We start from the raw sequence: 23,411 nt of genomic DNA on the forward strand, positions 1-23,411 counted from the left end.
ATGACGCCATTTATCGAACTTATGGACATAATCGAGAAAGCGAAAGCTTTTGGTTATGACAATTTAAGTAATGGAGTTCGCCTCTATGGTCATGTTCCACATGTTGCAGCAGAAGCGTGGCTACATACCGTCTATGCGCCTCTTGGGGATGCTCAAATCAGTGAACTGGAAAGCGTAACGGGCAAGAATTTTCCAGACATCTTTAAACAGTTTTTGAGCATGACAAACGGCCTTAATCTTTTCTCGGGTAGTCTAAGCATTGATGGGCTCCGACAAAACAATGAAAGATTTGGTGACGCGTCTCGTCAACCATTTTCCATAGAGACCCCGAATGTCTATGAGAAGCCAGTAGGTACGCCAGATACACACTTAAGTATTGGTGGGTACAAATATGATGGATCTAGACTGGTAATTGATACGGAAACTTTAAAGGTTTTCCGTTTCCCTCAAACCGAAGCACAGCCAGTATTGAATGAGTGGCCTAGCTTTTGGGACATGTTATTGTCTGAGGCTAAGCGGTTGTCCCTTCAATTTGATAATGAAGGTAAAAGAATCAACCCCAAGGAACCAACAATACCTTCCACACTAAACGCATAAGTCCATTCGACTGAATGTTTCGCAGTAAGAAGTAAATCGCCGGTGCCGGAGAAATCCGCACCGGCTTTTTATTAGCTATTGAACTGGCTTAATCTAATTACTCGAATTAAGCACTCCCACCTCCGGTACCGTGGTGGGCGCTTTTCCCATAAAGGTATCATTTAAAGATGCCTGGAACGGTATGTATGAATCTTGATTGGAACCCAACTCGATGCTGAAAGAACTGACTTTTGAATCTGCCGCGCATTTTCTATCCATGTTGGTGGATATGGGTGATTCGTACTACCGCTATGGCGACCAACTTGCAGAACGCGGGTTTGTCGCTTTCCAGGCAAACTTGAATTTATTCGAAGGACTTGCCAAAGACCAGCATGAACTTGATTTGCATAGGGAACTTGAGAAAGAGCGTGCCAAGGAGAATTTTGCGAATCCGTTCCATACATTTTTTGAACTGGAAGGGCGTTTAGCTTATCGTTCCCCTTATAAGTCCGCGCTCTTAGAAGAGCTGCGAACCAAAAATGAACCTAGGATTGAGTTGAGACTGAATCCAAAGGTCAGAGATGATGAGTGGAATCTCCTGATGGGTCCTTGCAGGAGAGCTTATGAGCAACTTGACTATGCCATAGCAGATGCCCGTCGCCACTCTTGCCAAGTAGAATTTCGAAAACTGAGGGCTGCGGAAATAGAACGCCACTTGCCACCACCACATACGCGGATACGTGGTGGAAATGAAGAATCCCGTGATTTTGCTTATGAAGTTTTTGGCAAGGGACTGGCGCGATTTGGCTTTACTGCTAATCCGAAGCTTTCCACCAAGACTGCCCGATTCTTTACAAAACCGCTGGTAGATGAATGGATCATTAATATGACGATGATTAATGATTCTTGGGGGAATTTGGAAGGGGGGTATGAAATCATTGATGGGGTGCAGCACTGGGACCCCAAGAATGCACACTTTCGTATGGATTTAAGGCGTAGCAAACAGAAGAGCTTATTTCATAAGAAACTTGCTGTTCTTCCTTTGAGCTTCGCCAATATGTCCCCTCTTGGCGAGCATCAATACACTTCCTATATGGATATGGATGAATTAGCAGTCGGGTTATTAGGTTATACGGAATTCTATGGGCTCATAGCAAATAACCTTGAGACTCGCCTAATTGAAGGTCTATCGGAACTTTAACCTCATTCACAATAATAGTTATCAGTCTGTATATGATCCGGCTGGTAGAATTGGTCAGCTGCAGACATAGATTGCCCTTCGGGGCAGTCAAGCTGCCCCTTGCGGATCATGTGCATGGTTTCGATACCGGCAATTATCCTGGCGGCCGAACGAAAGTCCTTGAATCCGAGCATCGGTCGCGTTTGTGATTTCCCAAAATCCAACCGAATTATCCAGGCGCTTCCTGCCTTTGGTCCGTCCTAACCTGGGCAACTGCGTACAGCGGTAATTTGGCAAACCAGCCGGTTTCTCTCCAAATCAAACGACAAATAATTCGGCAAGCGCTACGGTTGGAGTGTGGCTCGCTACAGGTGTTCATCTCAGTACTTTTCGCCAGTCTGGTCTCAAATCTTAATTACATCTAGTTAGAATGTTTTGCCAAAACAATACCATTTATTGACGTGGAAATAATGAGAAGCAGAAGCATTAGTTTCCGCCAGTTGTTTGTTCCACGCATTATGGGCATGAAATACAACCTATATTTTCCATAGGCTAATCTAACATCTTCTAAATAGCCAACAAGAAACCATATATAACCAATCAGCCCTCGTCCAACCTCACCATCCAGTCCATAGAATGAAACAAAAAAAGCCAATAGCCTACCTAGTTCAAAGCAAACTGTAACCACCATATTATTTTCCTTGAACAATTATTTAGCACTATTTTTCGAACTGGGTGTGCAGTGATGACAATCTCATCCTTTGAATAGAAAGCTATTTCAAACCGAGGTGCTCATCTAAACGTTTTTTGCTGTCCATCTCAAAGCGATATCGTTTTATCCAAAACCTAATAAAAAGACACGTCATTCCAATCGCAAAGATACTGCCTAAGATAAGCATACTCATGATCCTTTTCTCCCCTATATTCAACCCAATATATTGGAACAAATACGCAAACCCGAGAAATGAGTAACATCCAGCAATCGAAATTAAATATGCGATCAAGACCTGAGTGAATATTGGATGATAAACCACGAAGTGGATGTACGAGCGCATTATGGTATGTCCTCATTGCTAACTGCTGGTACTAAAACCTGCGGAGCTTGAAAACGCAGTTGTTGGCTGATGCCCAACCGAGCCACTGGCACCAACCTAAACCCCGCAAAACGACGAGGATTACCCCGATGATGGGCCACCAGCATGGTGGAACCCCGAGGAAGACTCCGGTTTAGACGCACCGCCACCCTTTGATGCGGGTTATTTCGACCACTGCGCCGAATCCGGCCCACCTGAATGGTGGACCGACCGGGATGTGTGCGTGCATCTAGACGGAAACGCCGACTGGGTGCGTTGTGATGGTGACTTGGGGCTATGAATAGAAGGCTATTTCAAACAGTTGATGACTATCAAAACTAAATAACTAAAGCTTGCCATCCCCCCAGCAAAAAAATAAATCCAATCTGCATTTTCTGCTGGATGTTTGTCTTTTAAGTACAGCGTCCAGTACGTTTGAGAGAATCCAGACAATCCCAACGCAACAATTAGCATGGTAATGAAATTATCATCTCTAATAGCTTCTAGCCCTAGTATTATAAAAAACACCCAACAAAAGATTGGATGACCAATTTTTATTAACAGACTCATCTCACATCCAGGTTCGTAAAAGATAACCTAATGCAAAGATGTAATAGGCTGCTGCTGCACCTATGGTGAGGCCAAAAGAAAACTTCCAATAACGACTACCTAAACTTGGTTTAACAACGTTCCTCCATTGGCTTTGCGCCATCCCTGGAAAGCCTAAGCTAAGTCCGATCATAAGTAAGTAGTTTTTTGACTCAACTGCAATAATTCCTAATGAGAAGAACGCTATCCAGCTAAAAGCAGGATAAAGAAAATCAATTAAATACTTCACTTGTTACTAGCCTTCCAATAGTAAGCTATGTATTGATCTGCATAGGACAGACTATTTCTAAAAGTCATTCCAACATTTTGGATAAGAAATTTAAACTAACCAATAGGAAAAAAACTGAATTAACCAATAGTGGAAAGGTACACAGCACAAGTATGACTTTATCGGCACCACTAAGTTTGTCAGATTCGCTACGGATCGAGTTATAGGTGGATTGGACACCGCCAGCAAGTCCAAGCTCAACAATAAAAGCACCAAGTAAAAAATTACCCTGAAAATATCTAACTCCAAACACGACTAAAATCATGGTGAAGAAAATAGGAGATGTTGTAATAAAGAATTTCTTCATTCTTCACCATAAAAAATGGAGTTATTAAATTTAATAGCCATATGCATCACCGATGTTTTGCGTGGCTTGATATACACCAAGCCAATCTGCACTATTTCTAGGGACAGTTCCCCATGTTCGGGTTACTGTCATTGTTTCGCTAATAAAAGGACCAGATGTTGTGGCGAACATTCTCGAATGAACAATTGCTCTTCCAGAAACCATTGCTGCACTCAAATCGACAACATCGGCTACTCTCTGAGCCGAGTAGTTACCAGATGCAATCGATGGTGACTTATAGCCCACGAAGTGGTGCATCTGGTGCATCTGGTGTGGGGGGTATTTTGACACGAGTTAATGGCACACAACTTGGGGGTTTTTAGGGGCCTTTTTGGGGGGCGTCCAAGACGCCGCCCAAGTGCGTTTTACCAGCGCGGCTTTGCCGTGCAATTGGCAGAGTATTCGCACGCATTTGGCAATGACAGGAATGATTTGGCATCCTGCCGGCCCACCGGCATGGTGGACCGACCGGGACGAGTGCGCGCCTTTAGACGGCAATGCCGACTGGGTGCGCTGTGAGGATGATTTTGAGGTTTGAAGTTATTCCTGGCTACGCTCTGCTCGAATCCGCTATACGAGTTACATCACTGTCCTTCTTCAACTCGGTTAATTCGGTTCTAAGCCATTTCTCTACTTCTTCTTTAATACGTAGAAATGCATCAGATGAGCCATATTGATCTGCCGATATACCTCCACCGCCATTACGCATGGAAGTCGGTGCATCACTTGGCCAACCCCAAGCTGCCCAAGCTTCGGATAGTTGGATTAGTCCATACAGAGGATCCGGATCAATTCTATTCATCAAGTCTTCAATTATTACAAACTGCCATTTGCGCATTGATAGCTGAGTGTCCACCCTTTTTATGTGGCAAACCTCTTCAATAGACTTCCTCGTCTCAGGTGAAGCCGTATCAACATCAAGTGCGAGCGAAGCCATTAACTCAAACAATTCATCTCCACTGCCGATTTCCGCAAGCTCTTCCGTAGCAAATTCCTCAACAAATTTTCCACTCAATCGCTCATCTGAGAATCCTGGCAATTCATTTTGAATTCCAAGAAGCAGTACACCCCAATCCACAAGTGAGTGGGCTTCTAGTCGTAAAAAAACGTTATCAATCTTCATGTTTGACTAGATATATAAAAGGGCCTAATAAATTAGGCCCTTCATTATGACCCTATACAAGCTTACAGCCTTGCAAAATCCAGTCGGATAGTGTTGGGCTTAGTAATTCAAATTCATCTGGGTCCATACTTCCCTGATCTACTAAGTAAACTCCATTACCTTCAATAGAAATAAGTATTGCTCTACCTCCACTATCATCTCCAATCGCTAAATATCCTGGTGCATATTCAGTAACTTCAAATGTCTCATTTCGTTCAAATATTTCAGCAGTGGGATATACTATTAAACCATTTTTCAAAGCAAACCCATTTGCATTTTCAAGCAACGTTCGATACTCAGAGGGAATTGAATTCCCAAGTTGTACCTCAAGAGAAATTAGTTCATTCTGGGTTGCGCCTTTGTTAATTTCTGCTACACCACTTATGGATTTTATATTCATTGGAACGCTCCCAGTGAGTCGAAATACTTATAGCTGTCCTTGATGGCTTTCTTTGCCTGGTTAGCGGGTACACCAGCATCAATCATTTGCTTGTAACCAATATTGAACTCTTGGTTGATTGTGTTTCCCCATGGGTTCATTTCATTAGTCTTCATTTCTCGGCGAAGAGAGCGCTGAGCCGCTGATATTTTGGCATGCGGAGAACCTGAAGACGATTCCAAAAGTATGGCTGGAGCTGCATTCCTGTCATAACCAACAATATTTTCCTGCGCCCACTTATCCTGAATTGGATGATGTGATTGGACATAATTGTCCGCCTTGGTATTCGTAAAGCCACTTGCCCTATTTATTTGAGGACTCAGAATGCCATGCGAATCAATGTCATGTGTGACGTAGCCTCCAGGTCTTGAAGGTCCGATACCGGCAACTGCTCTCACATTCTTCATTGCGCCGGTAGTGCCCATTACCCCGATGGACGCTAACGTGAGTCCACCGACCCCTGTTGTTTGGCCATAAGCTGCTTCACCGCTTGGATTGTAACTGTTATTACCTACCCAATTGACCGCATCCATCTGGCGCGCTTGCAACCAATCACCCACAGGGCTAGCGGCCAGTGCCTTTCTACCTGCATAAGCGACTGGACCCGCGAGGACATCAATCGCTTCCAAGCCCCACTTCAGATACGGCTTGTTCTCGATTTGCTGACCGATCTCCGTTGCTAATCCACCAGTCTTGTTCAGGAAGCGGGAAACATCCTTTCCAAAGAAAGACGTACCGTTGTTTTCTGCGGTGTTGTAGCCAGAGCCAGATATCTGACCCTCGCCTACTATCGTCATCGGCCCAATCTCTACTACAGCATCTTTGCGCCCAAAGAACGGTTTGGAAATGCCATGCAGGTCTTTCACCTGTTCTTCGGTCGCACCCGCAAACTGGTAGAACTTATCTGCATCGGCCAACCGTTCTGCCGGGCTCAGGTCTGGGTTGGTGGCTGACCGACCGAACATAGCCAATTGCTGGGCAACAGCTGGATCGTTGATATCTTTGCCGGTGGCGGCGGCTAGCCGCATGGCGACGTTGTAGGACTGTTTGTCTAGATCGCGCAACGCACGGTCTTGTGCCCCAACCCGCTCCCGGCCATTAGCTGCAATGCTGTTTCCAAGTATTTCACCGAACGCCGAAGCCGCGATATTGGCGAACTCCATCTTGCCTTGACCATTGATGGCTATCTGCACCGCACGGTAGCTGGCACCGATCACCATCTTGTTCACAAACTGGCCGGCAAACCCATTCGCGGTTGGCAGATGGCCGGCAACACCCACCGCCAGGTCATTGCCCAGCGCTGCGCCAGCCATATCGCGCCAGCGGAAGGTCGGATCGTTGCCTTGCAGCCGGTTCAAGCCATAGCTGGTGGCGTACATGGCGGCGCCTTGAACTGACGGTGCGGCAACGCCCGCCCAGGCGACATGGTCCGCAACAATGTACTTCCCGATGGCGGCCGCAGCGGCAGCAGTCGCCGTGCTCATGTAGTCGTATTCGTAGTCCTTGGTGAAGCCGGGCGGACGCCTCAGGTCACCACCCAGTATTGCCCCCCCAATAATGCCAAACGGCAGGCCACGCAAGAGCAAGTCGCCGTAGTCGAGCTGGTTGTTGAAGGCGGCATAGCTGTACTGGCGCGCCATATCGCCCGCTGTTGCACCTATGGCGGGATTGCCCGTTGCCATGGTAACCATGACCGTGACCGCAATACCAATGACCTGCGCCAATCCACCACACTTGCCCTTGGGCGGTGGCGGCAACCCAGGCGTGGTGTCGCCTACCAATCGGCTAGGGTTATAGGGCGTAAACGTGTCGGCGTTGTTGGCCGCTGACACGGCATTCGGAATGCGCAGCGCAGTGCCTTGACTAAGCAGCGCATCGGCAGTGGCCGTCAGTCCGTTTTCGTTGGCGATCAGGTACCACAGGCTGCTGTCGCCCCATACGGCGAACGCCACCTTGCGCAGCGTGTCGCCGACATTCACCGTGTAGGTAGATTGAGCGACGGGGGCGTGCGTACTGCTACGGACTTCGCTGGCGAAGTCGACATTGGCTTCCTCGCCCATACCCCCGCTGGACGCCACCGTATTGCCGCCCACATAGGCATAGTGCACGGTGCTGTTCCCGCCGGCCTTTTCCAGAAGACGACCATTGAGGTCGGTCAGCAAGTTGCGCTGCTTGTGGTGCTCACTGGACGCGAAGGGATCGGTGACGGCGAGGGTATTGCCAAGGTAGTCCAGCGTGGTAGTGGTGGAATTCTGCCCATGTCGGCTGTTGTTACGTTCCTGCTCCACTTCCCGCCAGCTTTCAAACCCCTTGTAGGTATAGGTTGTGCTGTCGGAATAGGGGTCTTTCAAGCGCGTTTTGATGGTGCCGTCACCATCCAGATAGAGTTCATCAAACCCCTTGTGCTCGAGGAGCGTCCCTTTCAGGCGTGAACCCTCGTAGCTGTAGCTCACGATCATCCCCACCTCACCCGGAATATACTGAGATACAAACGGTTCAGTGAACGCAGCGGTCACGACGTTGGTGGGGTAGCGTGCCTCTGCCGGCACTTCCCGATTCTCCGGGTTGCTTGGCGTGGGTGGCTGTGGCCTTGGTGGCGTACTCCAAGTGCCCTCCTTCAGGTAGCTTTCCTGCTTGATCAGTCGACTGCTGGCGTCGTAGCTGTTGTGGCGACGCTGCTCGAAGCTGCCATCGGGCTTGCGCACTTCTTCGATGAAGGTGCGCCCCAGGTAGTCGTATTCGCGTCGGCTTTGCAGCACAACCATGCGGGCATTGGGTGCAGAGTCGCGCTGCGCCACTACGGTGACTTGTCCCAAACCGTCGTAATAGAACTTGTCAGTGGTCGTATTGCCCTCAGCTCGGTAGCGCGAGACGCTGCTGCGCTGCTGGGTGCTGCCCAGGTAGGTGATGTATTCCCCTTTGTTGCGATTGCTGACCTCGCCATTGATGCGCTCACCCTGGCTGAGGGTGACACGGTTCATGAAATCATAGCTGTACCAGGATTCGGTCTTGGCGTGGTTATCGCCATGGGTGCCGGTGACGACGATGCGGTTGTTGTTGCCGTCGTAGCCATATTGGGTACCCACGCCTTCGGCATACACCCCATGTACCCGCCCGGCTTCGTCGTATTCGGAGGCTTGGCTCCAGCGGCCCTTGTCGCCACGGTCCATCGATTCGAAACTCAGGCGGCCCAGCCGGTCGTAGCGCTGGCGCTGTGTGCCGAGGTTGCGATCAAGGAAGACCTGCTTGGTATTACTGGTTTCCTTGGCAGGCTCGTTCCCGATGGTGTCGGTCCAAATCGTTTGGATGGTGTCTTCGGTGTCCCGCTGTTCCGTCAACCGGCCCGCAGCGTCATAGGTGTTATTGCGGCGAACCGTATGGATCGTGGTGGTGACGCGATCCACGAAAGGCAGTAACGTATCGCCTCCCCCCGAGCCACCACCGAGAATGGCATTGGGAATAACGCCGGTCGCCCTGCCAATGTCTTTGATCAGGCCTCGTTTCTTACGGACCAAGTTGTCTGAGGACGTCGTTGGCGTTTCGCTACTGGCGGCCGCCGTGGCGTCACTGTCCGGCACTGCGTAGACAAACCCAGGCATGGCGGAGGTACTGCCAACCTTTTCTTGATAGGTAAAGTCATAGCCCAGCTGCGCCCCGGTTCCGTCGTAGCGGTAGTTGCTGTACTCATGCCCGCCCAGGTCGGTATGACCGATCAGCCGCCCGGTTTCAATGTCATACTGCCAAGTCTTTCTTTCTGTAAGACCGGGCGCCTCCCGCGTGCCCCAGGCACTAGTTTCGCCAAGCTTATTGCCCAGCACGTCATAGCGGGTGGTCTGCCGCAGGCCCTGACTGATTTCCCCGTTGCGATGCTCCAGCACCTCGCTTTCGGTCACCTTGCCCAGGGTGTTGTACCGGTACCAAGTCTGTTGTTTGTTGAACGCTCCCCCGGCGTACCGTTCTACCAATACCCGATTGCCGGCCGCGTCGTAATGGAAGGCATTGAACTGGGTATGGGTTTCCCATTCAACATTCGGCTGTGCACTCTCCCCCCACGCTGGTGAGATCTGATTTCTAGTGCCAATCAGGATCTTGTTGACCTGCGTTTCACGCTCCATGCTGGTCAATTGGTCCAGCCGGTTGTAGCGGAGGCGCGTCGTCAGCGGTTTTTCACCAACGGTGCTTTTCGTTAACGAAAGTCGTCCCAGCGTGTCGTATTCGTTTTCATCGCCCGCCAGGCCAGCGCTTGCGTCCGTTGCCGAAGCGCCGTAACGGGTTGCGGTCAAACGGCCGAACTGGTCGAACTGCTGGCGGGTGAGGTTGCCATTGCCATCCTTGTTCCCCAGCAGGTCGCCATGGAGACTGTACGCAAAGCGTTTGGTCAGCGCTGAACGTGTTGTCCCGCCCGCACTGACTTGGTTCACCGTAGGCCCGGTTTCTGCCAGCGCCTGGTTCTGCCCGTTGTACTGCCAGCGCGTGGTCATCGCTTGGTTGCCACCCGGCCGCGCCGCTTCACCCACGCTGCTCAGGGTGGTGCCGATACGGTTGTTCCAGCGGTCAAACTCGCTGGTGGTCACGCTGCGGCTATGACTGACAAAGCGACTGTCGCCGTTAACAGGGGTCAGCTTGTATTGGCCCTGGCGGAAAGTCAGCAGGTAGTCCTGCCGACTGGTGGCGCGCTCAGCCAAAGTTTCGTCACGGGTATCCGCCGTCAGGCTATCACCATGCAGCAGGTTGATTTGCTGCACTGTCAAAGTGCCCCCGTCCGACAAGCCCAGGTCAGTCACGCTCAAGGTGGTGATAGGGGGAGAAATCACGTGCGTTACCTGGCCGGCGTTGTCGACCATCCGCAGCCAGGTATTGGAACCATCCGCAGGCTTGGGAACAGGCAGCACCGTGATGTCGCCATCCCCTGTGTGGCGTAAAGTGACTTTGCTGCCGTCTGGTTTGACGCCATAGATGGTGATGCAATCGATACGGTCAATCTCAGCCTGACTCTTTTTATTCTCAAACGCAAAACTGACATTGGCACTGGTGGCGTTTGGGCTGATGCCATTGGTGACTTTGGTGATCGTGGCGCGATTACCAAATTTCATGATCGCCGACACTTCGACCTGAATGGCGCTGTATTGTCCGGGGGTGTTGATAGGAGCCCAATTGACATTGATATTCGGGCTGTAGATTTTCCAGGGTCCGAGTTTGGCGTTATGCCCTTCCTCAGTCACATCGTTCTTGATCTCACCCGTCAGCGCAGTCTGGCTCGCAATCTGGCCACCCTCCGGCAAGCCGGCACTCAGCAGGGTGTCCGGCCTATCCAGATAACTCCGAATCGCCGGCCCTTCCTTGCTGACCAGCCGGCCCAATTTGTCGTAGCTGGAATGGGTGGTGCGATAGTGGTCGTAGTCGGTCAGGTATTTCAGTTGGTACCCGCCATTGGTACCGACCGTCAGTACGGCTTCCTGCACCAGCGCGGCTGCGGAAGACTTGCCCGTAATCGGGGTGCTTCCCTTGCCGGTGTCCTTGTTGATCATCCCTTCGAGCGGGGAATGCACCTGCGCGACTTCCCAACCCATCCGGTTGTAGAAATGCCCGGACCAAACCCCTGACTCATACTTGCGCCAGATGCGGCCGGCGTTGTCGTATTCGTATTTACCGTTGACGAAGCCATCAATGCGGCGCTCGGTGACTTCACCAAACGCGTTGTAGTTTGCTTGGGTGCGCTTCGTTCTGGTCGTACCGTCGTATTCATCCTCCGCTGGCTTACCAGTATTGACCTGCTGCGCAGCAAAGCGCTCATCGGTTGCAATCTGGTTACCATTGCGGTCGTAGGTAAAGACGCTGACCTGATTGTTCTGGCTCGCTTCTTCCCCTCTGGCCGCATCCCTGACGCCCTGCCATTCCATTGAGGTACGGCCGAACTTGTCGTAGAAGGTCTTTTTGATGATCTGGTTGCCCACGACCTTGTCGTGCGTATCCAGATCCACCCGGTATGCCGTTTCATGCCCCGCCCCGTCAAAGGCGCGTTGCTCGACACGGTCATACATCGGGCTGGCAGCAGGCAGCGTCAGGCTATCGGGCCGGGTCGCCTCCTTGGCCAGGGTCACGGTCGTGGCAAAACGGGTGGTGCGCACCGCATTGCCATGGGCGTCGCGTTCGAACTGGGTCACTGTGTAGTGGTCGGTGTTGCCTACCCGTTGGGTGGCTTTCGCCTGGTGCGTCATGCGCCCCAGTACGTCGTAGTAATTGAACACCCGGTTGCCGCGCGCATCGGTGGTTTCAATCACATTGCCGAACGCATCGTAACGGCTGCGGGTAGCGACCTCGATCCGTGTATCGTCAGCCGCATCGAACAGGTTCGCACCGAGATCGAGCTGGTGCTCCTTCACCTCGGCCGTGCGATTCCCCAGCTTGTCGTATTCGTAACGGGTGCTGCGGGTTTCGCCGTTGCCGGCATCGACCTGTCCGTCTAGGGTGGCAGCCAGGGCGGCGAGATCGCTGGATTCGTTCCAGCTACCCGCTACCAAGGCCTTGGCGTATTGCACTTCCCGGCTGATCTTGCCCGAGGGGAAGTATGCCAATCGGGTGACATAGCCTTCGGCGTCCACTTGACCCAACTTGCGACCCGTTGCGTCGTAGTAATAGGTGGTATCGGCCCATTGCTCGGTAGAGCCCACCTGCGCCAGCAACACCGATTGCTTCACCAGCAAGCCCTGGGCGTTGTACTGGTTACGGGTAATCTTGCCGGCCTCGGTGCCGGCGGCTTTGTCGCCGATACGGTCCAGTTGGTAGGCGGTTGGTTCGGTAACCTGCGTCACCCGGCCGGCATGGTCGTACTGGTACAGCATGGCACGGTCGGCGGGGCTGCGTTTGGTCTCGACCAGCTTGATGAAATCGAGCTGGGAATAGCCCGTCTTACGCTGCTGGGCAAACGTGAATTTCGTGGCGTAGCGGATTAAGGCGGTACGATTACCGACGGCGTCGTACTGGAATTCACTGACGTAGCCTTCGGCATCGGATTCAAACCGAACATGACCCAACGGGTCGTAAGCTTTGTATAGCCAGTTGCCACCGACATCCTGGTAGGCAACCGCATTGCCAAAGCTGTCGTAATAGGTTTGACTGGTGGGGGAAAACGTCGAAAAACCATTGTAGAAGCTAAGGCTATCCCGATTGTAGATCCAATCACTCGTAAGCTGCCCTGACGCCCCTGACAGTGTCTTAAAGCTGGCCTGCTTAAGCTTTGTTTGCCGGCCTAGTGCGTCGTAAGCAAATTCGCTGATGCGTTCCTTGCCCTTGATACCTGCCGCTTCTGTCCGTTTCTTCAGATTTCCCAGCTGATCGTATTCGAATCGGGTGACCAGTTTGACGCGCTGTGTTTCGGCGGTGGTAGGAAGGTCAACTCGGATAGCGATTTCTGCCGTGGTTTCGCTGAGTTTTCGGCCTGTCACATCGTAGGTGTATTCCGTGATCTTGGTGGGCGCGCTTCCCGCACCCGCCGCTGTCAGTGCGGCAACAATGCTGGCGTCGCTGACCAAGCCGCTAAGGCTGATCTTTTGGTCATAGCTGCCCTTGCTGGCCAGCTGACCGGCCGCGTTGTAACGCTGTTCCTGCACATAGCCTTCGGCATCGACGCTGAAGCGCTGGCGGCCCAAGGCATCGTAAGTAAACTGCGTGATGCCCCTATTGGCGTCCTGCTTGCTGGTGACATTGCCCAGGGTGTCATAGGTAAAGGTGGTGGTGAGCTTAAGGCCCGCTGCGTCGGTGACTTCCGTGAGACGACGGCCCGCTGCGTCGTAGGTGTAGGCCGTTACCATGGGCGTACTGCCAGCCGCCGCGAGCGCCGCCAATACGATTGCCTCGGTGAGGTCTCCGGTCAGCGTAAGCGGCTTGTCATAGCGCGCTGTGGCGATGATTTGCCCAGACGTGTCGAACCGCTGTTCTTGTACGTACCCAGCCGCATCAACGCTGAAGCGCTGACGGCCTGCGGCATCGTAGGCGAACCGGGTCGCCTTGCCGTTGGCGTCGGTCTTGGTAATTACATTGCCCTTGGCATCATAGCGCTGGCCGGTGGTGACCTTGAGGCCAGCCGGGTCGACAATCTCTTTGATCAGTCGGCCCGCGGCATCATAGGCATACTCAGTACGCCGGCTTTCTTCGGGCGACAACGTCGGCAGGATGCTGAGATACTGGGACCACTTGGCCGACAGGCTGCTGCCCGGCGCTTCATAGAAACCGGACATCCCCTTGCCACGCCACACGCGTGTAGGGGTGGCTGGTGGTGTGCTGGAGACCGGGGGCAAGCCTGCGGAGACGGCGCCGCCTGAATTGTTGACCGTAGGCGGGTTCGGTTTGGGTCTGAAGTTGGTAGGCCAGTGCGGTGTTGCCAGTGTCTGTTCACCCTCCCCTGTGTAACCACCATACCAAATGCCTTCACCAAAACCAGGGGCATCCACGAACAGATCGGTTTTACCATCGCCATTGAAGTCACCACTACCAAGCAATTCGGTGTTCTTCAACACGGCGGGCTCAGATAATGAAAAGCCCTTAATTGCTTCAGGGTCTGAGGCAGCAAGCCCGTAATAGAGTGCAGTAAATCCAGTCCCACGAGACCGATAGTCCAATGCATCGAGCGAATCGTCGAAGCTTAGATACAGATCGGTCCGGCCATCACCATTAAAGTCGCCGCTTGCCAGTACCTTGAAATTGCTTGCCCTGAAGCCCCCGAGTCGATCGGGATAGATGCTGTAAAAAGTATCTTCCGTCGTATTCATCCCGCGAACAAAATGGAAATAGCCCCTTTTACTCAGAACGAGATCAGTACTGCCATCGCCATCAAAGTCACCGCTCGCTATAACCGGATAGTGACTCGCTTGTTCATACTCCGCACCGGTCTTTTTGAGGCGGACATCGTTAAACCCTCCTCTCTCCTGACCGCACCATATATGTTGGCTATCCTCCTTGGTCTTGCCATCGACCCTATCCAGATAAAGGTCGGTCTTACCATCGCCATTGAAATCCCCAGACGCCAGGATTCGGTAGCCTGTCCAGTTTTTATCTGATGCCCCCAACTGTTCGTTGCGAAACCCCCCGTCGGCAGTGCCATAACGAATAGTCTGCACCCCGGTCAGACTCTTTCTGGTTACAAACAGGTCTGGCAGACCATCACCATTAAAGTCGCCGTGTACCTGTATTTCTTCGTCAGCGCTCCCTAGTGCACCGCCGCCACCCCAAAATGTTGGGGCATCGAAATTGGCAAAGGTCGTCTCAAAGGTGGTTGTGCTGATTAGTTTGCCGGTACCGTCATAGCTGTAAGCCGTGGCGACGTCCTTTGCGTCCATCTGCCCCACCTTGCGGTTGGCGGCATCATAGGCAAAGCGGGTCTCATTGCCATTGGCATCGATCTTGGTAATGACATTGCCGGCAGCATCATAGGTAAAGCTCGTCGTGAGCTTCAGCCCGTTGGGGTCGACGATTTCGGTCAGCTTGCGGCCCAGGGCATCGTAGGTGTATTCGGTGCGTTGGTTCTGTGCCGGCGTGACCGTCGCCAAGAGTTGAGTGTAGCTGTCCCAGCTCGGGGATAAGCCCACGGCGCTATCCAAGAACCCCACCATGCCGTTACCGCGCCATAGGCGCAACTTGGCACCTTCTGCCAGCGGATCGCGCTGTCCCAGCAGGATTTCCTGTTGGTTGGCCGTGCCGTCGAAATTGCCGCTGGCCAGGATCAGGTAAGGGCCGTAATCCAGCGGTAGCGGCGCGATGCCCAGGTCGTTGAATCCGGGCGCATTCTGCCCGTACCAGACATGCTGGGTCGCATTGCCCTTATCCAGATCGGGCACATTGAGGTAGATGTCGGACTTGCCATCACCATTGAAGTCGCCGGTCGCCAGCACATCGTATCTGCCCCAGGTATGGTGCAAGGGGTCATACGCACTGTCGGTAAAGCCGCTATCCGCCTTGCCGTACCAGATATGTTGCGTACCCTGGCCGCCCAGGTTGTCGATGTTCAGGTAGACATCGGTCTTGCCGTCACCGTTGAAGTCACCCGTGGCGCGGACCTTGTAGCGCAGCCAGCTGCTGTGCAGGGGCGCTATCGCTACATCTTGGAAACCGCCATCGGCTTTGCCATACCAGACATGTTGAGTGCCATTGCCGCCCAAGTTACCCGTGTTGAGATACAGGTCGGTACGCCCATCTCCATTGAAGTCACCACTGGTATGCACCTTATAGCTGGCCCAGCTGCTGTGCAATGCCGGCAAAGCGCTGTCAGTAAAGCCAGTGCCCGTCTTGCCATACCAGATATGTTGGGTACTACCGCCACCGAGGTTTTCGATGTTGAGATACAGGTCGGTCTTGCCGTCCCCATTGAAGTCGCCGGTCGCTTGGATCGAATAGTTGGCCCAGGCCTTGGACAAGGGGTCGATACCCACATCCTCGAACCCCCCGTCGGCCTTGCCGTACCAGATGTGCTGCCGATTATTCCCACCGAGATCGGTCGCATTGAGGTACAGGTCGGTTCGGCCATCCCCATTGAAGTCGCCCTTGGCCAGTACTTGGTAGCCGGCCCAGCTGCTATGCAGCGGCGCCATCACATGGTCACGGAAGTTGCCATGGCGGGTGCCGTACAGGATATGTTGCAGTCCGGCCAAGGTCTGGCTGTTGACGTACAGGTCCTGAATCCCGTCGCCGTTGAAGTCCCCCTGCGCCAGGATGTCGACACTGCCTTCCTTGGGCTTCAATGGGGTGGCATAGGTGGTGGTGTTGACTAGATTGCCGACGCTGTCATAGACATATCCGGTGGCGATACCTGCGGCGTTGACCTGCCCGACCTTGCGGCCCAAGGCGTCATAGGCAAAGCGGGTCTTGTTTCCGCTCGCATCGGTTTTGGCGATGACATTGCCTTTGGCGTCGTAATCAAACCGCGTGGTCAGCTTCAAGCCGGCGGGGTCAACCGTCTCGCTGATCCGTCGGCCCAGCCTGTCGTATTCGTACTGGGTGGTCTTGGCGGCTGGGGTGCCGGCGCCTTCAATCAGCGTCAGCGTGCGGCCCTGGTCGTCGTAGACGTATTCGGTACGCAGCTTCAGCCCACCTTCGTCCACCACCACCGCCGTCAGCTGGCCCTTGCGGTCGAAGTGATTGCGAGTGATGACGCCATTGGCGTCGGTGCTCGTGACCGTGCGGCCCTGACCGTCCAGCGTGACGCGGCTGGTGAGGTTCAAGCCCGTCGGGTCGATCTGCTTTTGCAGTTGCCGGTTGGCGGCGTCGTACTGGTATTGCGTAACGGTGCCATTGGCATCGGTCGTGCTGATGACATTGCCGACGCTGTCGTAAGCCTTACGGCTGGTATTGCCCAAGGCGTCGGTGCTGCTTTGCAGCTTGCCATCGGCGTTGTACTGGTAGGTGGTGGTGTTGCCATTGCCATCGGTGAGCTTGACCACCTCCCCATGCCGGTTGCGTTCGCTGCTGGTTTTGACCCCATCGGCCGTGGTGACGGTGATACGGCGGTTGGCGGTATCGTACTCAGTGGTGGTGGTGTGCTCCAGCGCATCGGTTTGTTTGAGGACGCGGTCAAACGCATCGTAAGCCGTGGTGCGTTTGGCATTGAGCGGGTCGGTCACCACCACGGTGCGACCCAGGCGATCGTACTCGGTGCGGGTGGTGTGGCCGTTGGCGTCGGTCAAGGCCGTGGCGCGGCCGAAGGCATCGTACTCGGTGGCGGTGATGACATGCAAGCCACCGACGTCCTCCGTGGTCTGGATCAGCTTACCGCGGGCGTCGTACTGGAAACGGGACTGGACTTGGCGATGGGCGTCAATCGACGCACTGCGGGTGTCGATCTCCCCAAAGGCGGTATAGGTGGTGCGGGTGGACTTGCCCAGACTGTCCAGCGCTTCCTTGACCAGGCCGCGCAGGGTGTAGTGCGTGCTGCTGGTCTTGTCGTCATTGGCGTTGGCCAGTGCGGTCAAGGTTTGCTTGACCGCGTCGGTCAGCAGCCCGCCGTTGAGGCCGGTCAGGTTGCCCAGCCGTTGCGTATAGACCGTCGTGCGGCTGACTTCGCCAAACGCGGTGTAATCCAGCTGGCGTACTTCGCCCAGCGCGTTGACCGTGTAGCGCAGCTGGCCGGCGGCATCGTAGTAATAGCGGGTGGTGTTGCCGCGCGCATCGGTGCTGCTGATACGGCGACCGGCATGGTCATAGGCGTAAGTGGTGGCATGGGCCGCTTGCAGGGCGGTCTTTTGCGCCGGGCTCAGGCTGGCCAGCGCGGCAGGGTAGCCCAGCCGCTGGCGTTCGGCTTGTGCCGCCGGGGTGTCCTGCTCGGTCAACAGCACGCCTTGGGCGCTCAGTTCGCGCGTGACGCGACCCAGGTTGTCGTAGTCGGTAAGAAGGCTGCGTTGCTCGCTGGCGTCATTGGCCGCGGTGGTCTTGCGCAGTAACTGGCCGGCGGCGTTGTAGGTATACCGGGTGAGCGTGCCATCGGCAGCGGTCTCGGTTTCGATCTCACCGCGGGCGGTATAGGTATAAAGGGTGCTGCGGTCTTCGGCGTTGGCAGCAGGACGCAATGCCGCCAGGGTCGGGCGGACGCCGCCGACGGTGGGGGGAGTATTCGCCACGGTGGCATAGCGCGTTTCGGCGATCTTACGGCCGGCGGCGTCATAGCGCACTTCCGTCAGATAACCCTCGGCGTCGATGCTGCCCACCAGGCGGTCCTGGCTGTCGTACACCCGCCAGCTGTGCTGGTCTTGGGGTGTAGCAGCCGGGCTCAAGGCCACCAGAGAGAACGGTTGGGCATCGGCGGGCAGCGTCGCACGGCCCAAAGCATGATGGCGTGCGATGCTGGCAGCGGATAACGGGACATCGTAGATGGCGGCTTGCGCCACTTTGCCATTGAGGGCGCGATTCTGCCCCGCTTGCCACACCAGCCCGCCAAAGAACAGCGTGGAAGACGCATTGGCGGACTGGGCTGGCGTGGCCGACAGCTTCAGCTCGCCATTGATGTAGACCTCGACCACCCCCGCTTTGTGGGTGACCACGGCGTGATACCACTGGTTTGGTTCGGCGATCACCCCGGTACGGAGGGCCGTGGCAACGTCTGTCGTGACCCAATCGCGATAAGCGATTTCATTATTGTCATGTATTGCCAGCCCACGTTGGGCTTCGGTGCCGAATTGCCAACCGGCAAGACCATTAAAGAAATACTGATAAGTCTGTTTACCCGTGGGTTGAAACCACAGCTCGATACTGCCATCACCCATCAGGCGGGGCTGGTTCTCGATCTTGACGGCTTGGTCAACGCCATTGAGCTGGACGCTATGCCCCGCTAAGCCATTCGCTGTGCTACCGGCGGTGGGGTATTGCCCCGTGGGGCCACCCGCAATGGCATTGCGCGCGGTGCCATCGGCATCGTTCAGGGGCCAATAACCCTTGGCGCCGCTGGCCTTGATCTGCGCCGCGTAATCCAGCGGCGTGGCATGGCGAGCGGTATGCACCAGCCGTCCTGCGCTATCGTAGTCGTGCACCGTCAGAAAGCCTGCCGCATCCACTACCCCGGTTTGCTTGCCGTCAGCATCGTAGAAGTAGCGGGTGGTGCGGTCTTTGGCAGCGTCAGCCACCACGATGACTGCTTCGGCCGTCAACGTGGCTTGCAGTGCGGTGGCCGTCGGTGTGGCGTGGCGGGTTTCGCTCAGCAGGCGACCGGCGCCATCGTAGTTCAGGCTGGTGACATAGCCTTCGGCATCGACCTTCTTCGTCAGACGGCCCGCTTGATCGTAGAACTGCCAGCTGCTGCGGTCGTCCCCGCTGGGGGTGAGGCGGGTAGCGAACGTCGTCGGGGTCAGCGGGCCCAGCAGGCTGGCCGTGTCCGCCAGACTGATCGGGCTGGCGTAAACCACGGTCTGGCTGGCGCGGCCCAGGGCATCGTAGCGCTGCTCCGTGACCACACCAAGTGGCGACACCGTGTAGCGCAGCCGTTGATTACCGTCGTACACCTTACGGGTGACCTTGCCGTCGCCATCGATCTCGGCAATGCGGTTGCCATGGGCGTCATAGCGATAGCTGATGGGGGCGAGGCCGGCTTGGATCACGCCGATGAGCTGGCCGGCGCTATCATAACTCTGGGTATCGATACGCCCGTTGACCTGAGTCAGCGTCAACTTCTTGCCGGCATCATCGTACTGGCGGGTGACGGTCTGGGCCGGGGTGGCGCTGTCCACGGTGCTGAGCAAGCGGCCCAGGCCATCGTAACCATGGGTTTGTTGGCGGCCGGTGGCGACGTCCAGTTGAGTCAGCACCCGGCCCGACAGGTCGTAGGTGTGGCGAGTCATGGTGGCATCGGTCGCGATACCCACCCCTTGCGCATTGACACTGCCAAAGCGGGTGGTGGTTTGTAAACCACCGCGGCCATCATAGGCATAGTCTTCCCGGCTGACCTGCTCATTGGTGTGGGCCGTCGCCCAGCTGCTCAGCTGAGCCAGTGTGGGGGTGGCATCGATGCCCAGGGCACTGACGTCATACAGCGCTTGGCTGTAAGCGAGCTGGCTGCTGCGTTGACCAAAGCCATCGTAACGGTATTCGGTGACCCGGCCCGTGGGGGTAAGGACGAAACGCAGGTTCTGTTTGTCGTCATACACATAACGCGTGGTCTGCGCGCCGCTGGCCTGGGCCGCCCCCGCGCCATCAGGGTCCACTTGGCGGTAGGTGGTTTCGGCGATCAGCTGGTTAAAGCTGTCGTAACGCCGATCAATCCGCACCCCGGCGCTGTCCTGCTGGCTCAGTTGATTGCCGTGGGCGTCGTAGGTGTAAGTGACGCGGTTACCGAGGGCATCGGTGGTCTGGCTCAGGTTGCCATCGGCATCGTAGCTGTAGCGCAGGCTTTGACTACGCCCGTCCACCTGCGGACCGTCGATCTGGGTAAAGCGGCCCTGGGCATCACAGGTATAGCGGGTGACATAGCCGAGTGGGTCGGTGACGGTGGTGATGCGTTGGGCGGTATCGTAAGCAAAGCGGGTGACCTGACCGAGGCCGTCGGTGACGCTGGCGATACGGAAGTCGCCGGCACTGACTTCCTGATAGGTGAAGCTGAGGGTGCTGCCATCGGTCTGGGTCAAGCCCGCCAAGCGTTGGCTGGCACCGTCATAGGTGTATTTGACCGTATACACCTTGCCATCGGCGATGCTGTTGTCGTCCGGGCTGAGGTCGATGCGGACTTCGCTGAGGCGGTTGGCGCTGTCGTATTGGTAGTGGGTACGGCTGACGGCGGTGCCGTCCACACGGGTAATCTTCTCTTGGCTCAGGTTACGCCCGGTGTAGACGTAATCCACCTTATCCCCATTGGCGAGGGTGGCACTGGTCAAGAGGCCGTTGTTGAAGCGGTAGGCAATCGCATTGCCCGCCGGGTCCTTGACCTGGTTGAGGCGATAGACCGCCCCATCGGCGGCATAGCGCTCCTGCACCCGCGTACTGCCGTCGGTCCAGGTCCAGGCGCTGCCGTCCCAGCTCAGGCTGTCGTGGGCACCGTCGCCCTGGGTGCTGGAATAACGGCCATTGGCGTAGGTAAAGGCCTGCACACTGCCATAGGCACTGACGCGCTCGATCGTGCTGCCGGCAGTATTGACCGTGCCAGTGAGGTTGCGCAGCAGGCGATAGCCGCCGAGCCACCAGGCATCGCCGTTGTCGTCGGTGAGCTTGGCTTGGCTGTTGTAGGTACGCAGGACATCGGCGTCCACGCCGCGGCCGATCAGTAATTCATCACGGCGTTGCAAGACCAGATTGCCGTGGGCGACATTGACGAACACGCCTTCGCCGGCCTGCCCAACTGTCTGGGCAGACTGCCCGGCCCCCAAGCGTGGTGCCAGACTGCCGTGAAACAAACCCGTATCCTGCCCTGCAACGATTGCCACCATCTCTACCATTCTCCGAAAAAAGCGAGCCGCTATAGCGTTAGCGGCGTTAGTCGAACAATGTGTCCAGGTGATGTACGCAACTGTTTAGGGGGTGAATGAAAAAAGTTGAGAAATTTTGATCAAAACTTGATTTTGTATACTTTGTATGCCCAATATTTGCAGCTATGTATCTGATAAATATAGGCCTACAGCGAAGCACAGGCCGGTGCAAATTTTTTGAAAAAAGTTGTAGAACAGTAAGTGAGGTAGAGTTTTCGGGGCGAAAACGGCGTAACTTTCACCTGACTTAGAAGGACTGTAGGGCTTAGTTCTTCCTGGATGAGGCCGTTGCCCTATCGATCACATGGATCATGCGACTGTTTGCGAAGAGTCGACTCAAGACAATATGGCTGACAATCAGCGCTTGAGGTCGAGAACTTTTTGCTTAACACCAGCTTTGGGCGGGCCATAGCGCAATTTCACGGTTGGATTCGTCACAAACTCAGTTGAATTCAATATTGGTTTGACCGTCTCGAATAGTCGATCTGCGCTTGGTCCATATAGATACAAATGAACCGTAGCGCCATTGGCGTCTACTTCGTGACCGTCATATTCGCCAACCTTGGCTTGTGTCGTTGCCTGCTCCAACTTGTCTTCAAGTTGAAATAACCGTGAGAGGTTGTTAGAGCCGTAGTTAAAAGCGAACGATAACAGCTTGCTCGGCTTGATTTGATGGATCGGCGAGTGAAACAGAAAGTGCAGAAATGAGCACTGTAAGAATGGTAGGTAGTATACGTTTGATCGTAATGCGCAATTCTAACTCCGGCCCGAAGTAGTCAGTCCCTGGTTTGAAGCGCATTACGTTCGAAAGCAAGTAATCGGCTGTACTCATAGAGAAATAAGCCAACAACACCTATGCCAGCAGCAAGCGTCAGATACAGTCCGACAACAAAATACTCTACGCCACTTTCTGATTTCACCGTGTTGAATACGCGCATCAACGGACCTGCTACCCAGCCGAGTACTGTAACTACAGCCCCAAAGTAGAGGCAAAGGGTGCCGATGACACGCATGAAAGCAATGAAGCCAGTGGAGGTCTGCGAATCCAGAATGCCGGGAACGCGAGCAACCAAATAGATGCGATAAATACCCAGCGCCAAGAACAGGAGTGGACCAACAAAAGAAATACCGAAAAATGCGCTACCGCCAGTTGCAGCCCCTATCCAACCTGACTGTGCCAGACCGAATGGGACGATCATGCCTAGGAGTACAAGACAGTAGGCGACTTTCAGGGGTAATGAAGCTCGGGGATTCATATAGATTTGCTTTTGGTTGACGGTAGTTTAAATGCGATTGATCGATCACTAAGCCTGGGTGCACTCGCAAGAATTGGTTGTTTGAATCCCCCCGGATATTGAGAAAATGGAGCCTCCTCAATATCCGGGGGGATTCACATCATGCAGAAGGCTATGGTTTAGCCTAACGGCTTGTTGAGGTTTAAACCAGATGGAGTTTGTTCGTGTTCAGCCGGTTGCGTAAGTATCGGTTGATGTTTCTGACTGTCCGGTTTTCGGCCTTATGGAAAGCTTTCCATAAGGCCGAGAACCAGACACTGAGATGCCCAGGGTTGGACGTCTGTTTTGGTTTAGGTTTGTTCGACGTCTGCCCATACGCGATGAGCGTGCCCGCGAGATGGCGCCAGCGGGCAGACGTTGAATAAACCTCCAGGGAGGAAACCGCGGGATGCTGCGGGATATTTGAGTAGGCGATGGCCTATGGGGATTTGATCTGGCCCCCGAGCGCTGAATTGGCCGTAGGCAGGCTGATTGATCTATCGCCGATACGATGACACACGCCCATGCCGGGGAGCGGTGTCACGAGTACCC

10 protein-coding genes and 1 pseudogene are annotated in these 23,411 nt (G+C 54.6%); 2 read left to right on the plus strand and 9 right to left on the minus strand.

The window, feature by feature from the left end:
• Positions 1 to 597, plus strand: a complete 597-nt coding sequence (locus tag CSQ89_RS06820) for an SMI1/KNR4 family protein (RefSeq protein ID WP_099405430.1) — start codon at positions 1 to 3, stop codon at positions 595 to 597.
• 211 nt (positions 598 to 808) lie between these two features.
• Positions 809 to 1,777: a hypothetical protein gene (locus CSQ89_RS06825; protein WP_099405431.1), complete on the plus strand. Its 969-nt coding sequence runs from the start codon at positions 809 to 811 to the stop codon at positions 1,775 to 1,777.
• 2 nt (positions 1,778 to 1,779) lie between these two features.
• Here the strand turns inward: CSQ89_RS06825 and CSQ89_RS06830 are convergent.
• From CSQ89_RS06830 to CSQ89_RS06875, 9 genes and pseudogenes are all read right to left on the minus strand, one after another.
• A pseudogene (locus CSQ89_RS06830) lies at positions 1,780 to 1,974 on the minus strand (hypothetical protein); the annotation flags it as partial.
• 1,164 nt (positions 1,975 to 3,138) lie between these two features.
• Entirely contained in the window at positions 3,139 to 3,399 is a 261-nt protein-coding gene (locus CSQ89_RS06845; RefSeq protein ID WP_099405434.1) for a hypothetical protein, read from the minus strand.
• A 1-nt stretch (position 3,400) separates the two neighbouring features.
• Entirely contained in the window at positions 3,401 to 3,667 is a 267-nt protein-coding gene (locus tag CSQ89_RS22000; RefSeq protein ID WP_139022986.1) for a hypothetical protein, read from the minus strand.
• Positions 3,668 to 3,731: 64 nt separating this feature from the next.
• A complete protein-coding gene (locus tag CSQ89_RS06850; RefSeq protein ID WP_099405435.1) occupies positions 3,732 to 4,013 on the minus strand; it encodes a hypothetical protein in 282 nt (93 codons plus the stop codon).
• A gap of 589 nt (positions 4,014 to 4,602) precedes the next feature.
• Positions 4,603 to 5,175 carry a DUF2247 family protein gene (locus tag CSQ89_RS06855; RefSeq protein WP_099405436.1) on the minus strand — a complete coding sequence of 191 codons (573 nt, stop codon included), beginning with the start codon at positions 5,173 to 5,175 and terminating at the stop codon, positions 4,603 to 4,605.
• Between the two features lie 52 nt (positions 5,176 to 5,227).
• Complete coding sequence (locus CSQ89_RS06860) at positions 5,228 to 5,614, minus strand: SMI1/KNR4 family protein (protein WP_099405437.1); 387 nt, start codon at positions 5,612 to 5,614, stop codon at positions 5,228 to 5,230.
• The gene (locus CSQ89_RS06865; RefSeq protein WP_158228928.1) at positions 5,611 to 21,546 is read right to left on the minus strand and encodes an FG-GAP-like repeat-containing protein; all 15,936 of its coding nucleotides are present in this window, start codon (positions 21,544 to 21,546) and stop codon (positions 5,611 to 5,613) included. The genes CSQ89_RS06860 and CSQ89_RS06865 overlap by 4 nt, the downstream gene beginning before the upstream one ends.
• 396 nt (positions 21,547 to 21,942) lie before the next feature.
• A complete protein-coding gene (locus tag CSQ89_RS06870; protein WP_099405439.1) occupies positions 21,943 to 22,173 on the minus strand; it encodes a hypothetical protein in 231 nt (76 codons plus the stop codon).
• A 188-nt stretch (positions 22,174 to 22,361) separates the two neighbouring features.
• Positions 22,362 to 22,784, minus strand: a complete 423-nt coding sequence (locus CSQ89_RS06875; RefSeq protein ID WP_099405440.1) for a hypothetical protein — start codon at positions 22,782 to 22,784, stop codon at positions 22,362 to 22,364.
• Positions 22,785 to 23,411: the final 627 nt, after the last annotated feature.

Origin of the sequence: Chitinimonas sp. BJB300 (genome assembly GCF_002735695.1) — a bacterium.
Taxonomy (GTDB): domain Bacteria; phylum Pseudomonadota; class Gammaproteobacteria; order Burkholderiales; family Chitinimonadaceae; genus Chitinimonas.